The 12,553-nt window shown below is 48.6% G+C and carries 13 protein-coding genes; 3 read left to right on the top strand and 10 right to left on the bottom strand.

What is annotated here, in order from left to right; genetic code table 11:
* Positions 1-56 precede the first annotated feature (56 nt).
* On the top strand, positions 57-617 hold the full coding sequence (locus tag KTO58_RS00760; protein ID WP_095841224.1) for a cob(I)yrinic acid a,c-diamide adenosyltransferase: 561 nt from the start codon (positions 57-59) through the stop codon (positions 615-617).
* On the opposite strand, the gene KTO58_RS00755 is transcribed toward KTO58_RS00760, so the two are convergent.
* Positions 614-1,267, bottom strand: a complete 654-nt coding sequence (locus KTO58_RS00755; protein WP_095841225.1) for an ABC transporter ATP-binding protein — start codon at positions 1,265-1,267, stop codon at positions 614-616. The genes KTO58_RS00760 and KTO58_RS00755 overlap by 4 nt on opposite strands.
* A gap of 99 nt (positions 1,268-1,366) precedes the next feature.
* On the opposite strand from KTO58_RS00755, the gene KTO58_RS00750 reads away from it, so the two are divergent.
* Positions 1,367-1,588: a DUF2795 domain-containing protein gene (locus KTO58_RS00750; protein WP_012794455.1), complete on the top strand. Its 222-nt coding sequence runs from the start codon at positions 1,367-1,369 to the stop codon at positions 1,586-1,588.
* A gap of 224 nt (positions 1,589-1,812) precedes the next feature.
* Here the strand turns inward: KTO58_RS00750 and KTO58_RS00745 are convergent, their stop codons facing one another.
* The 6 genes from KTO58_RS00745 to KTO58_RS00720 form a co-directional block, all read right to left on the bottom strand.
* Entirely contained in the window at positions 1,813-2,640 is an 828-nt protein-coding gene (locus KTO58_RS00745; RefSeq protein ID WP_095841226.1) for an enoyl-ACP reductase FabI, read from the bottom strand.
* A 123-nt stretch (positions 2,641-2,763) separates the two neighbouring features.
* On the bottom strand, positions 2,764-4,413 hold the full coding sequence (recN, locus tag KTO58_RS00740; RefSeq protein ID WP_095841227.1) for a DNA repair protein RecN: 1,650 nt from the start codon (positions 4,411-4,413) through the stop codon (positions 2,764-2,766).
* A gap of 207 nt (positions 4,414-4,620) precedes the next feature.
* Entirely contained in the window at positions 4,621-4,839 is a 219-nt protein-coding gene (locus tag KTO58_RS28850) for a type II toxin-antitoxin system Phd/YefM family antitoxin (RefSeq protein ID WP_095841228.1), read from the bottom strand.
* 67 nt (positions 4,840-4,906) lie between these two features.
* Entirely contained in the window at positions 4,907-6,391 is a 1,485-nt protein-coding gene (locus KTO58_RS00730) for a tetratricopeptide repeat protein (protein WP_225859996.1), read from the bottom strand.
* 167 nt (positions 6,392-6,558) lie between these two features.
* Positions 6,559-7,311, bottom strand: a complete 753-nt coding sequence (locus tag KTO58_RS00725; RefSeq protein WP_095841230.1) for a zinc ribbon domain-containing protein — start codon at positions 7,309-7,311, stop codon at positions 6,559-6,561.
* 3 nt (positions 7,312-7,314) lie between these two features.
* Positions 7,315-8,409: a Nif3-like dinuclear metal center hexameric protein gene (locus tag KTO58_RS00720; protein ID WP_095841231.1), complete on the bottom strand. Its 1,095-nt coding sequence runs from the start codon at positions 8,407-8,409 to the stop codon at positions 7,315-7,317.
* An 88-nt stretch (positions 8,410-8,497) separates the two neighbouring features.
* Here KTO58_RS00720 and KTO58_RS00715 point away from each other — a divergent pair, with 88 nt between their 5' ends.
* Positions 8,498-10,009, top strand: coding sequence for a carboxypeptidase M32 (locus tag KTO58_RS00715; protein ID WP_095841232.1), 1,512 nt, complete (start codon positions 8,498-8,500; stop codon positions 10,007-10,009).
* A 369-nt stretch (positions 10,010-10,378) separates the two neighbouring features.
* Here the strand turns inward: KTO58_RS00715 and KTO58_RS00710 are convergent, their stop codons facing one another.
* From KTO58_RS00710 to KTO58_RS00700, 3 genes are all read right to left on the bottom strand, one after another.
* Positions 10,379-11,095, bottom strand: a complete 717-nt coding sequence (locus tag KTO58_RS00710; protein WP_157753305.1) for a DsbA family protein — start codon at positions 11,093-11,095, stop codon at positions 10,379-10,381.
* Between the two features lie 129 nt (positions 11,096-11,224).
* On the bottom strand, positions 11,225-11,929 hold the full coding sequence (locus tag KTO58_RS00705; protein WP_095841234.1) for a thioredoxin domain-containing protein: 705 nt from the start codon (positions 11,927-11,929) through the stop codon (positions 11,225-11,227).
* A gap of 6 nt (positions 11,930-11,935) precedes the next feature.
* A complete protein-coding gene (locus KTO58_RS00700; RefSeq protein ID WP_095841235.1) occupies positions 11,936-12,517 on the bottom strand; it encodes a methyltransferase domain-containing protein in 582 nt (193 codons plus the stop codon).
* Positions 12,518-12,553 lie beyond the last annotated feature (36 nt).

Below are 12,553 nucleotides of genomic sequence, written 5' to 3'. Positions count from 1 at the left end.
TATGATAAGAGCGGGCATTGATTTGTCTGTCAGTATTCACAGAAAGTATATATAACATGTCTTTTAAGATATACACCAAGACGGGAGATAAGGGAAAGACCTCTCTGATAGGCGGCACGAAGGTATCCAAGAGCCATATCCGTATTGATGCCTATGGTACTGTAGACGAGTTAAACTCCTATATAGGGTTGGTCAGTGATCATTTAAGTGATGAGGCCACCAAGTTGTTCCTGAAAGAGATACAGGATCGTTTGTTCACTATTGGTTCTTCGCTGGCGTGTGATCCTGATAAGGACACGAAGATGAAGATACCGGATCTGCATGAGTCGGATATACGGTTGCTGGAGACAAATATGGATCAGATGGATGCGGAGTTACCGCCGATGAAGTCGTTCATATTGCCTGGCGGGCATGTGGCGGTGTCTACCTGTCATATTGCGCGTTGTGTGTGCAGGCGTGCGGAGCGGATATGTGTGGGTATGCAGGAGTCGGATATGTTTATAGAGCCGTTGGTGTTGAAGTATATCAACCGTTTGAGTGATTATCTTTTTATGTTATCCCGTTGGGTGGCGCACCGGTTGGGTGTAGCGGAGATACCCTGGAAGCCGCGGGTTTAGTTGATTATTTTCCCATCTTTCATTACGAGTTGCCTGTCGCTGAGGGGGGCTAATTCTTCATTGTGTGTAACGATGATGAATGTTTGTTTGAATTGGTCCCTGAGGTCGAAGAAGAGGTTGTGTAGTTCGCGGGCGTTTTTGGAGTCGAGGTTACCGGTTGGTTCGTCGGCCATGATGATGGCGGGATCGTTGATAAGGGCTCTGGCTACGGCTACGCGTTGTTGTTCGCCACCGGAGAGTTGGGTGGGTTTATGGTCCATCCGGTCTTTGAGGCCTAGTGTTTCGAGCAGGAATTTGGCTTTTTCTTTTATTTGGTGGTTTTTTTTGCCGGCGATATATCCGGGTATGGAGACATTTTCCAGGGCGGTGAATTCGGGGAGGAGGTGATGGAACTGGAAGATGAAGCCGATATGTTGATTTCTGAAGTCGGCGAGGGCGTTTCCTTTGAGGGCGGTGATGTTGGTATTGTGTAGCCATACCTCTCCTGTGGAGGGGGTATCGAGGGTACCTAGTATATGCAGTAAAGTACTTTTGCCGGCGCCGGATGAACCGACGATGGTTACGATCTCTCCCTGTTGTACTGTCACGTCTACTCCCTTCAGAACGTGTAAGTTGGAATAATTTTTGGTAATGTTGCGAGCGGTAAGCATACTCAAAGAAAAGTAATTAACCGTTAAAATAGTAATAGTTGTTTATTTCAAATTAAATAATACTTTTGCGAAAATTCAGAAAGTAAAACTTTTAATAACATGTACTGGACATTAGAATTAGCTTCGTACCTGGAGGATGCTCCATGGCCAGCTACAAAAGACGAACTCATCGACTACGCCATCCGTTCCGGTGCACCGATTGAAGTGATTGAAAATTTGCAGGAACTGGAGGATGAGGGTGAAATTTACGAGGGAATAGAAGATATCTGGTCTGATTATCCGTCGCAAGATGACTTCTTTTTTAATGAGGACGAATATTAGGCATTTCTCCCTGTTGTAATTTCCTCAACAGCCTATGCTAAAAGAACTGAGCCGCTCCCTGCCGGGGACGGCTTTTTTTGTGTCAAGTGATCTGATTTGTGTCAACTGATCTGTGAGGGTTGGGGAGGGGGGGTATATTGGGATGTATTTAATGGATAAAGCCTCTTAGCTGTGTATTGTGGTAACAGCTAAGAGGCTTTGAATATTTTATACAGGAGTGGTTATTATTGGTTCTCCTGGAGTTTTTCCATATCGTTAGCGATGATCTGGGAGATACCTGTGAAGGAGAATCCACCATCGTGGAACAGGTTCTGCATAGTGACCATGCGGGTGAGATCGGAGAATAATGTTACGGTGTAATCAGCGCATTGTTCGGCGGTAGCGTTGCCTAGGGGGCTCATTTTTTCGGCGTAGTCAACGAATACGTCGAAACCTTTTACGCCGCTACCGGCGGTTGTTTTTGTAGGTGACTGAGAGATGGTATTGATACGTACATGTTTTTTAACGCCATAGTGGAATCCGAAGCTACGGGAGATGGATTCGAGGAGGGATTTGGCATCGGCCATTTCGCTGTAGTGTGGGAATACTCGTTGAGCGGCGATGTAGGTGAGTGCGACAACGGAGCCCCATTCGTTGATGGCATCCATTTGGTAGGCGGTTTGCAGTACGCGGTGGAGGGAGATGGCGGATATATCCATCGTTTTATGATTGAAGTCGTAGTCCAGTTCTGTATAGGACTTTCCTTTGCGCATGTTCATGCTCATTCCGATGGAGTGGAGTATAAAGTCTACGCCGCCGCCGAAGTGTTCCATTGTTTTGGTGAACAGGTTCTTTATGTCGTCCATATTGGTCACATCTGCCGGGATTACAGGCGCTTTACAGATCTCTGCCAGTTTGTTGATCTCTCCCATGCGCAGCGCGATCGGTGCGTTGGTGAGTACGATCTCCGCACCTTGCTCTACACAACGCAGGGCCGTTTTCCAAGCGATGGATTTTTCGTCCAGTGCGCCAAATATGATACCCTTCTTTCCTTGTAATAAATTATGAGCCATGTGGTCTTAAATTAATTTCGGCAAAAATAGTCGTTATAATTAAATTCCAACATATAAAAACAAGAATATGCCTTTTAAGCCACTACAGGGGCTTTCAGGACATACAGGTGGATATAGGGGGGATTATCTGACCATTTCGCGGGCATTCTCGAGGGCGGCGGCGGTGGGTTTTTCGCCGCTGAGCATTTGAGCGATCTTATTGATGCGTTCTTCCTGTTCGAGCAGTCGTACCCGTGTGTGGACCTTATCGGCTTTGGCGTCTTTGTAGACGAAGTAGTGTGCATCGGCGCGGCCGGCGATCTGTGGTTGGTGGGTGATACAGATGATCTGGTGGCCTTTGGCGAGGTCTTTCAGGATGATACCTACCTGCCGGGCTGCTTCGCCGGAGATGCCGGTATCTATTTCGTCGAATATGAGGGTGGGTAGTGCGACGGACTGTGCGACCAGTGATTTGATGCAGAGCATGAGGCGGCTAAGTTCTCCACCGGAGGCTACTTTGCGTATGGGGGCGAACTGGTTGCTTTTATTGGCATCGAAGAGGAATTCGATGCGATCCTGGCCGTATGGGTTGAGGGGGCCGGGGGTGATATCTGCGCGGAGGCGGGCGTTGGGCATGCCTACCTGTGCCAGGAGGGCGTTGACTTGTTTTTCGAACGGTGCGACCTGTTTCTGGCGGTTGGTGGTGATGGTGGTGGCCATTTGCCGGAGGGACTGTTCGAGGGCGGCCTGGTCTTTTTCGAGTTGCGCGAGTTGTTCGTCGAGATTGAGTACGCTATCTACTCGTTGGGTGAGTTGATCTCGGAGGGTGATGAGGCTGGCGGTATCGGAGAGGCTATGTTTTTTGAGGAGGCGGTAGCCGAGTGCGAGCCGTTCGTTGACTTGTTCTATGCGGGCGCCATCGTAGTGTATCTGGTGGTTAATACGTTCTACATCGGAGGCGATGTCCTGCAGTTCGACGTATGCGGACAGGAGTCTGTCTGCGATGGTGGGCACGTCCTTATGGTATTCGGAGAGTGCCTGCAGGGAGGATTGTATTTGTTTGAGCTGTTGTACGATGGGTTGTTCCTCTTCTTCCAGCTGGTAGTATACTTTAGTCAGGATGTTTTTGATCTCTTCGGCGTGGCTGAGTACTTTGAGTTCTTCATCGAGTTGTTCGATCTCATTTTCGGTGAAGGCGGCTTCATCGAGTTCGTCGAGCAGGAATTTGTTATAATCGAGTTCTTTGTTGGCGTTGTCTCTTTGGTCCTGTAGTTGTTTCAGCTGTTTTAATACCAGCAGGTATCGTTGATAGGTTTGCTGGTATTGTAGTAGTTGTTCGGGTTTGTTGACGAGGGCATCTACTACTTCGCGCTGGAAGTCGGATTTTTCGAGTTCGAGGGTATCGAACTGTTGGTGGAGGTCGACGAGGTGCTGGCTCAGTTCGGAGAGCTGGGACAGGTTGACGGGTGTATCGTTGACGAAGGCGCGGGATTTGCCGGCGGCGCTGATTTCGCGGCGGATGATGAGGGCGTCTTCGAGGTCGAGTTCATGGCGGTGGAAGAAATCGGCGATGCGTGTTTGTTTTACTTTGAAAAGTCCTTCTATGACGCATTTACCGTTTTTATCAAACAGTACACCGGGATCGGCTCTTTCGCCGAGGATGAGGGATAATGCGCCGAGGAGGATGGATTTGCCAGCTCCTGTTTCACCGGTGATCACATTGAAGTTGCCGGAGAAATCTATCTCCAGATGATCGATAATAGCGTAGTTCTTAACAGTTAGTCTTTGTAACATAGGGAAACCAAAATAAGCGCTTCACTGCGTTATGTAAATGCGTAGCTAAAATTAAGCTACAATTTTGAGGTGACAATTTTATGTTTTCGTTCTCTTGTAATTGTGGGGAGGGTGAGTTCATTTTTTCAGAAGAGCAGCAACAAAAAAGCAGCCTTTAAAGAGACTGCCTTCATTCATATATTTAATATTTTTTCAGTCGAATGTTAATCATAATGATATAATCTTCCCAGGCGGTTCTGTTAAATGAGTTCTGTTCTTTTCTGTTTTCATGAGGTGTAATGTCTCCTGATAAGAATTATACTCCTCCAGGGAGATTATTACTACGCTTTCTCCATCGCTTCGAGGCACTATCAAAGTATCCTGGTTTTTGGAAACATTATCCAGATACATTTTCAGTGATTGTCTAAACTGCGTGTAAGTTAACAACTTCCATATTATAATCTAAAGTACGTAAATAAGTACTTAAATCGGTACCTATAAGGTATGATAATGCCTAATTGCCGTTGACGCGTTGGATGCCGGCTTTAGAGCGTTGATCGAGGGAGTTTTTGTAGTCGTGGCCTTTCATGTCGAGGCAGGTCTGGAAGTACTGGAGGGCTTTGGCTTTATCGTGTCGTTTTTCGTAGATATAAGCCATTTGGAGGGATGCTCTGGCCGCAAAGTATTCGGGGCGGTTGGTGCCTACTTTGATGGTGGCTTCGTACATGTTGATGGCTTTATCGTCCATTCCCAGTTCGTCGTAGATGCGGCCGAGGCGGTAGGCGTATTCGAGTTTGCCTTCCATTTGGGGGAAGTCGGCGGCTTTTTTGGATTGGAGGAGTTTGAGGGCATCGTTGAAAAAGCCGCCATCGCTGAGTAATCTTGTTTTGAGGAGCAGGGGGTCTGGCCATTTGCCGCTTTTGGCCTCTTTGAGGGCTTGTTTATCGGCATCGGTTTCGGTGTTACCCCTGGAGAGTATTTGTTCGCGGTATTTATTGGCGGCTTCCATATTGCCCTGGAGGTAGTAGTACCAGCTGAGTCTTTGGAGGGCTTCTTTGACGTAGAATTTGCCTTTAAAGTTGCGGATGAACTTTTCGAGGTATATGTTGGCATCTTTATCGAGGCGGGTGAGTTTGAGCAGGCCGAAGAGGTAGTTATGGTATTCGATATCGGCGTATTCGGCGCTATCGTTTCTTTCGGTCAGTACTTTGATGCCCATGGATGCTTTTTGGTTGTTGAGGGCGAGGTTACCGACCATTAGGGCGAAGAGGTAATTATTTTTTGTATCCAGTTGTTTGCGTTGGATGAACTGCCATACGTCTTCGGGTTTATTTTCTATGAATAGTTTGAGGTAGCAGTAGTAGTAATAGGATTCGTCTTTGAAGAGCATGGCGGTGGGAGCGCTGCTATCGATGAAAGACTGGAGGGTGGTCATTCCCTGGCGGAGGCTTCCTTTGAGGCCCAGTATGTTGGTGATCCATTTATATCCTTCGGGTATGGTACCGAAGACGGTTTGCATGGTACCGAGCAGCATGTTGTTGGGTTGGAACTGGGGGAACCGGCGTTGGTTGTCTTTGAGGGTGATATAAGCTTTGCGTATTTCCCATACGGCGTCCCATTTTTCGCCATATTTCACTTTGATCATGGCCCATTGGAATTTGATGGCGGCCTGTGTGTAGAGGAAGTATGGTGAGTTGTCGGGGCCTTCGGCCATTTTGTTCAGGCGTTCGTTGCGGGATTTTTTGCGGTTAGCGTATTCTTGTGGGTCTTCGTTAAAGAAGAGGGGGAAGAAGTCGGCGTAGTTGTCGAGGAAGTAAGGGATGAGGTTATCGGGATGTTCTTGTTTTTCGGTTTGGAGGAGTGCTTTTCCATCTTCTATTCGCAGGGCCATGATGGCGTCGAAGGCTTGTTTACACCTGGGGTTGAAGTCATAAACTTTTTGTTGACCGTTGGCGATGGTTGCTACACTCAGCAGGAGGGCCAGGAAGAGAAAACGCATAGCTGCAAATGTATTGAATTCTGGTGTGTATATATTTTTGAAAGATCGATATGGCCTCACTATTGCATTTTTGGGATAAGCACCAGCAAGTATTATGCTAAAAAAAAGCGAGGCGCCCTTTTGAAGGGGCGCCTCGCGGGAATATGGTGGTATCGAAGTTGTTATGCTTAGATGGTTACGGTGGCTTCGAGGTCGTTATCTACTACGATACGGCCGCAATGTTCGCAAACGATGATTTTTTTGCGTTGGCGGATTTCGGCTTGCCGTTGTGGGGGGATTGCGTTGAAGCAACCGCCGCAGGAGTCGCGTACGATGGTAACTACTGCGAGACCGTTACGATAATTCTTACGGATCTTTTCGTAGGCGGCGAGGAGTCGGGGTTCTACTTTGGTACGAGCGTCTTCGCTTTGTTTTTCGTAGCCTTTCTCTTCTTTTTCGGTTTCGCCGATAATTTTTTCCAGTTCTCCTTTTTTGTGTTTAAGGTGACCTTCTTTATCGGCGATGGCTTTTTTAGCGGCTTCGAGGGCGCGGTTTTTATCTCTTACTTCTTCTGTTGCGTCTTTGATGTGTTTTTCGGCCAGTTTGATTTCGAGGTTTTGCATCTCGATCTCTTTGGTGATGGCTTCGAATTCACGGTTATTTTTAACGTTATCCTGTTGTTTCTCGTATTTTTTAACCAGGGCTTCTGATTCTTTGATAGCTGCTTTTTTGTTCCCAACGAAGTCCTGAATGCTTTGCAGTTCATCTTCCACGTGAGAGAGGCGGGTGTTCAAACCCTCGATCTCATCTTCCAGGTCTTTCACCTCGATTGGCAACTCCCCTTTCAGCACCTGCATCTCATCCAATTTGGAATCAATTTTCTGTAACCGCAGTACAGATACCAGTTTTTCTTCTACGGAGTATTCTTTTACAGTAGCCATGTATTATAAATAATTTACCGGGTTTGTACGAATGCTAGATTTTAGAGGCGCAAAATTACGGAAATTTTCGGTCAATATAATATAAAATAATTCTACTGTGAACTGTTCGCTTTCAAAATGTCCGACGTCTGCTATAATCAATTGGTTTTCAGCATCAAAAAATTCGTGATACTTAAAATCGGCGGATATATAGGCATCAGCGCCGGCGGCGATGGCTTTTTTGAGCAGGAAGCTACCTGCGCCGCCACAGACGGCGACTTTATGGACTTTTTTGCCTCTCGGGGGGGTATAGCGGACGCAGCCGGTGCCTGTTTGTTCCTTGACGAGGCGGAGGAATTCCATTTCGTCGAGGGGTTGGGGCAGTGTGCCGATGAGTCCGGAGCCTACCTGAGGGTACGCATTCTCGAGTTTGACGATATCGTAGGCCACTTCTTCGTAGGGGTGGCTTTCGAGTAGTGCCTTTATGATGCGGTTTTCCAAATATATGGGAAAAATAATTTCCAGTTTTGTTTCTTCTTCAAAATGGAGTTGGCCGGGTGTACCGACGAAGGGGTCGGTATTATCGGCGCCTTTGAAGGAGCCTTGTCCTTTGGCGTTGAAGCTGCATTCGCTATAGTTGCCGATATGGCCGGCGCCGGCGGAGAAGAGGGCATTTCTGACGGTATCGGCGGCATGGTGTGGGACGAAGGTGAATAGTTTGTACAGGAGGTCTTTTTTAGGTTCGAGGACCTGGCATTCACGGAGGGCGAACCGGTCGGCGAGCATGCGGCTAACGCCGTTGCGGACATTGTCGAGGTTGGTATGGGCGGTGTAGACGGCGATATCGTTTTTGATGGCTTTGATGGCGACTCTTTCGACGTAGTTCCTGCCGGTGATCTTTTTGAGGCCGCCGAATATGATGGGATGGTGTGCGATGATGAGGTTGCAGCTTTTTTCGATGGCTTCGTCTATCACGGCTTCGGTGGTGTCGAGGGTGAGTAATGCGTTGGTGACTTCCCAGTCGGGGTTACCGAACAGGAGTCCGGCGTTGTCGTATCCTTCCTGATAGCGGAGGGGGGCGAATGTTTCTATTACCTGAATAATGTCCCTGATCTTCATGCCTTAAAATTAAGGAGGAAACGGGTATTGGCATGCAGGTATTCGCTATTTAGCTATAAATCCCTAACCTTGCAAAAAAACAAGCAGCATGACAGTAGCTGGAAAATCGAGTCAATCGCTATATCAGGAGTATAAGACCCAATTACAACGTATTGCAGATGTGAGGAATGCCTCGGCTGTGCTTGCCTGGGACCAGGAGACCTATCTGCCGGAGCAGGGGGCGGCCTTCCGGGGTCAGCAGCTTACGACCTTGTCGACGATTGCGCATGAGTGGAGTACTTCGGCGCAGTTAGGGGCGTTGCTGGAGGAATTGCGGGGCAGGACGGATCTGCGTGCTACAGAGCAGCGGAATGTGCAGTTGTCGTATGAGGATTATGAGAAGCAGCGGAAGTATCCTGCCAGTTTTGTGGCGACGTTGTCGCAGACGACGAACGAGTGTTACCATGCGTGGATAAAGGCCCGTAAGGCCAACGATTATACGGTTTATGAGCCATTGTTGTCGCAGATGGTGGCTTTAAAGAAGCAGGAGGCTGATCTGCTCGGGTATAGCGGGCATCCTTACAATGCGTTGCTGAATGAGTATGAGAAAGGGGCTACGACGGATATGCTGCAGGCGATCTTTGAGGATGTGAAGACGCAGCTGATGCCGTTATTGCGGACGATCAGCAGCCGGGGTCAGGTGGATAAATCGTTCCTGCATAAACACTATGAGAAGGACAAGCAATGGGGCCTGGGTATGGAGCTGCTGAAGGCTATGGGTTATGATCTGCGGGCGGGCAGGCAGGATGTATCGGAGCATCCGTTTACGACCAGTTTCAACCCACATGATGTGCGGGTGACAACGCGTATTGATGAAAAGGACTTTGGGAATATGACCTGGAGCTGTCTGCATGAGGGGGGGCATGCTTTGTATGAGCAGGGATTGTTGGCCGAGGAGTATGGGTTGCCCTGCGGGGAAGCGACCAGCCTGGGTATCCATGAGTCGCAGAGCCGGTTGTGGGAGAACAATGTGGGCCGGAGCCAGGGTTTCTGGGCGCATCATTACGGGAAGGTGCAGCGTTTGTTTCCGGAGAGCCTCGGGGAGGTGTCGCTGACTGATTTTTACAAGGGGATCAACCAGGTGAGTCCCTCGCTGATCCGTACGGAGGCGGACGAGCTGACCTATCATTTCCATGTGATGATCCGCTATGAGATAGAGAAGGGGCTGCTGGACGGCAGTATTGGCACGAAAGACCTGCATCATACCTGGAATGCTTATTACCAGGAATACTTGCAGGTGACGGTACCGGACGATCTGCGGGGTGTGTTGCAGGACATTCACTGGGCACATGGGGGATTGGGGTATTTCCCGACCTATTCGCTTGGCAGTTTTTATGCGGCGCAGTTCTTTGCAGCTGTCCGTAAGCAGATCAAGGACCTGCCGGAGCAGATCGCGAAGGGGGAATATGGTGCGTTATTGCACTGGTTGCGGGAGAACATTCATGTACACGGTCGTTTTTACACTTCCAATGCGCTTTGTGAGAAGGTGACGGGAGAGCCCCTGCATTTCCGTTACTTTATGGAATATGCGCAGGAGAAGTTCAACGGGATCTATGTCTGAGAGCAATCTAATCCATTCACTATCAATACAATAGACACTAAAAAATACATAATAACCTAATAATCAGGCTATTACCCACCTGTTGTATAGCCGTTGTATAAGCATTGTATAAGCGTTCTATAGTCATTGTATAAGCTATCTATACCCATTGTATACTCATTGTATAGGCTTGCCTATGCTTCGCTTATACAAATGTTATACGAATGATACAGGAATGATACAGGAATGATATAGGAACATGTTTGGAAAGTGTCTTTCCTGATAAGTACAATTGTCTGGGAGGGTATGTAATGAAAGCGGCGATATCAATCAGATATCGCCGCTTTTTTTTATGAGGAGGAAACTGTAGTCTTTGTTTGCAGGCGTTTATCAGCAGGCGTCGGGATTGTTTACGGAGCAGCTCTCTCCTGCTGTGCTGATATCGGTGATCTGCGGGCGGGTTTCTGCCAGTACGCTATCGACGCGTTGCCGGAGGGAGTCGTAGTCGGTATATCCCCTGGCGATGAGGTAGCATTTATCTTCGGCTACCTGCATTAATACGGCCGGGTATCCGGTGACCTGTAATTGTTTGGCCAATTGGAATTCGTAGCGGGCTTCATCGAACAGTTGTTCGTCGTTGAAAATTTGTTCGAAGGCGGCCTGGTCTATGCCATAGCTGGCGGCGATGGGCAGGTAGGTATTGATATCGGTGAGGTCTTTGGCGTCTTGGAATACGGCCATTTGTACATCGCCGGCCTGTTGGGCTTGTTGGCCCGGGGCCAGTGTTTTGAGGGCGATCATCGCTTTGGCCGGCAATTCACTGTTCATAATTCGGGAGGAATTGGCTGCTTGCCGGATGAAGTCGAGGTATTTTTCGCCGAAGGGTACACCGGTGGTTTCCTGCACGCGGGTGTAGGCGGCGATGGGGTCGTCGAAGCGTTTGAGCAGTTCGGTGACGGGCATGTCTTCGGGGATCATGCCGCCGCTGAGTACTTCGGTATCGAGTACGCCCGCGTATTTTTCGGACAGTTTACGGATGACCGGGCTGAAGCCGTAGCACCAGCTGCAGTAGGCATCCATGACATATATGAGTTTAGGTTTATTCATGATTGTTATTTGCATTGTGTGAAGAGGGATCAAAAAGCGATCCACCAGGAAAAAAGATGCCATTGCGGCGTATTGCGGGGGCAGATGACGTCACAATGGCTTATGTGGAATGCTGATCCATCCATGTGTTTACTGGCGGAAGGCATTGTCGAAGTCGGTGGCTGGTACGATTCCTTCTTTGCGGCCTATTTCTTTACCATCGCGGTAGAAGATGAAGGTGGGCAATGTGGTGACGTGGAGTGATTTCATGATGGTCTGGTCTCTTCCGCCATCTACTTTTACGAGTTTAACTTCTTTATGAGCCTGCAGGTATTTTTGGACGACGGGGTCCATTTTACGGCAAGGTGGGCACCAGGAGGCGCCTACATCGACGAGTACGAGCTGGCTGGTGTTGAGGGCTTTTTCGAATGTTTCGGGGGACTGTTCGGGTTCTTGTTGTTTGACGCCATCGAGGCTTTTGCCTGCTTGTTTCCAGGCGTTGATGCCACCTTTGAGTTCTACTACTTCTTTGAAGCCGTTATCGCGGAGGGTTTTAGCGGCGTCTGCGCTACGGGCGCCGGCGAGGCAGTAGATATAGACGGGTTTATCTTTATCGAGGGCGGCTACTCTGGTTTTAAATTCATCGGGCTTTTTATAATCGGCCTGGAGGGCATTTGGCAGGTGGCCGGTATTAAATTCTGCGGCAGTTCTTACGTCAAATATCTGTACGCCCGGTTGCTGCATGCCTTCTTCGAAGGTTTCAACGTCTACTGCTGATTTTTTGTCCTGGGCTATTGTGGCGAAGTGCATACTCAGCAGTATGCAGAGTAGCCACACACATTTTCCTGTTTTCATATCTGTTTACTTTTTGACAAGGTTGATGAACAGTTCCTTATCCTGGCGGGCAGGATGCGAATTGTAACACGTTTCAAAGGTCCTGAAATTAAAATAAGGCGACAAGAGGTCGCGGTATTCTGCGCTATTACCACCAAAAGGCGGGCCAGGAGGTGGGAAGTTGCGATCGAAGAGGACGCCTACGAGCTGTCCGGCCGGTGCCAGTAGCTGGTGTATATGTTTGACATACTCGGGTCGGAGTGCGGGATCGAGGGCGCAGAAGAAGGTTTGTTCGATTATGAGGTCGTAGGTATCCTGGTGTTGGAAGAAGTCTACGTTGTGAACGTTGATATCGGTGCCATCGAATTTGTGCAGGAGGCGTTCGGTGACGACTGGTGATATATCGAGGACGGTGATATTGGTGAATCCAAGTCGCCAGAGGTAATCTGCTTCATAGCTATTGCCACCGCCGGGGATGCATATGCGTTTATTCTTATCTGTGAGCTGATCGATGTAATTGCGGAGGGGTGGGGATACTTGTCCCATGTCCCATTCGGTTTGTCCCTGTTGGTATCTGTTGTCCCAGTAGTTCGCATCCAATATGTCCATGGTGGGTGGTTTTATAGTGGAAAGTTATATTAAATG

Origin of the sequence: Chitinophaga pendula, from assembly GCF_020386615.1 — a bacterium.
Lineage (GTDB): Bacteria > Bacteroidota > Bacteroidia > Chitinophagales > Chitinophagaceae > Chitinophaga > Chitinophaga pendula.
The sequence above is the reverse complement of the archived record's forward strand: the minus strand, read 5'-3'. Positions and strand labels throughout refer to the sequence as shown.

Coding starts and splice junctions, on each gene's coding strand:
- KTO58_RS00760 (WP_095841224.1), top strand. CDS start 57: ATGTCTTTTAAGATATACACCAAGACGGGAGATAAGGGAAAGACCTCT.
- KTO58_RS00755 (WP_095841225.1), bottom strand. CDS start 1,267: ATGCTTACCGCTCGCAACATTACCAAAAATTATTCCAACTTACACGTT.
- KTO58_RS00750 (WP_012794455.1), top strand. CDS start 1,367: ATGTACTGGACATTAGAATTAGCTTCGTACCTGGAGGATGCTCCATGG.
- KTO58_RS00745 (WP_095841226.1), bottom strand. CDS start 2,640: ATGGCTCATAATTTATTACAAGGAAAGAAGGGTATCATATTTGGCGCA.
- recN (WP_095841227.1), bottom strand. CDS start 4,413: ATGTTACAAAGACTAACTGTTAAGAACTACGCTATTATCGATCATCTG.
- KTO58_RS00730 (WP_225859996.1), bottom strand. CDS start 6,391: ATGCGTTTTCTCTTCCTGGCCCTCCTGCTGAGTGTAGCAACCATCGCC.
- KTO58_RS00725 (WP_095841230.1), bottom strand. CDS start 7,311: ATGGCTACTGTAAAAGAATACTCCGTAGAAGAAAAACTGGTATCTGTA.
- KTO58_RS00720 (WP_095841231.1), bottom strand. CDS start 8,409: ATGAAGATCAGGGACATTATTCAGGTAATAGAAACATTCGCCCCCCTC.
- KTO58_RS00715 (WP_095841232.1), top strand. CDS start 8,498: ATGACAGTAGCTGGAAAATCGAGTCAATCGCTATATCAGGAGTATAAG.
- KTO58_RS00710 (WP_157753305.1), bottom strand. CDS start 11,095: ATGAATAAACCTAAACTCATATATGTCATGGATGCCTACTGCAGCTGG.
- KTO58_RS00705 (WP_095841234.1), bottom strand. CDS start 11,929: ATGAAAACAGGAAAATGTGTGTGGCTACTCTGCATACTGCTGAGTATG.
- KTO58_RS00700 (WP_095841235.1), bottom strand. CDS start 12,517: ATGGACATATTGGATGCGAACTACTGGGACAACAGATACCAACAGGGA.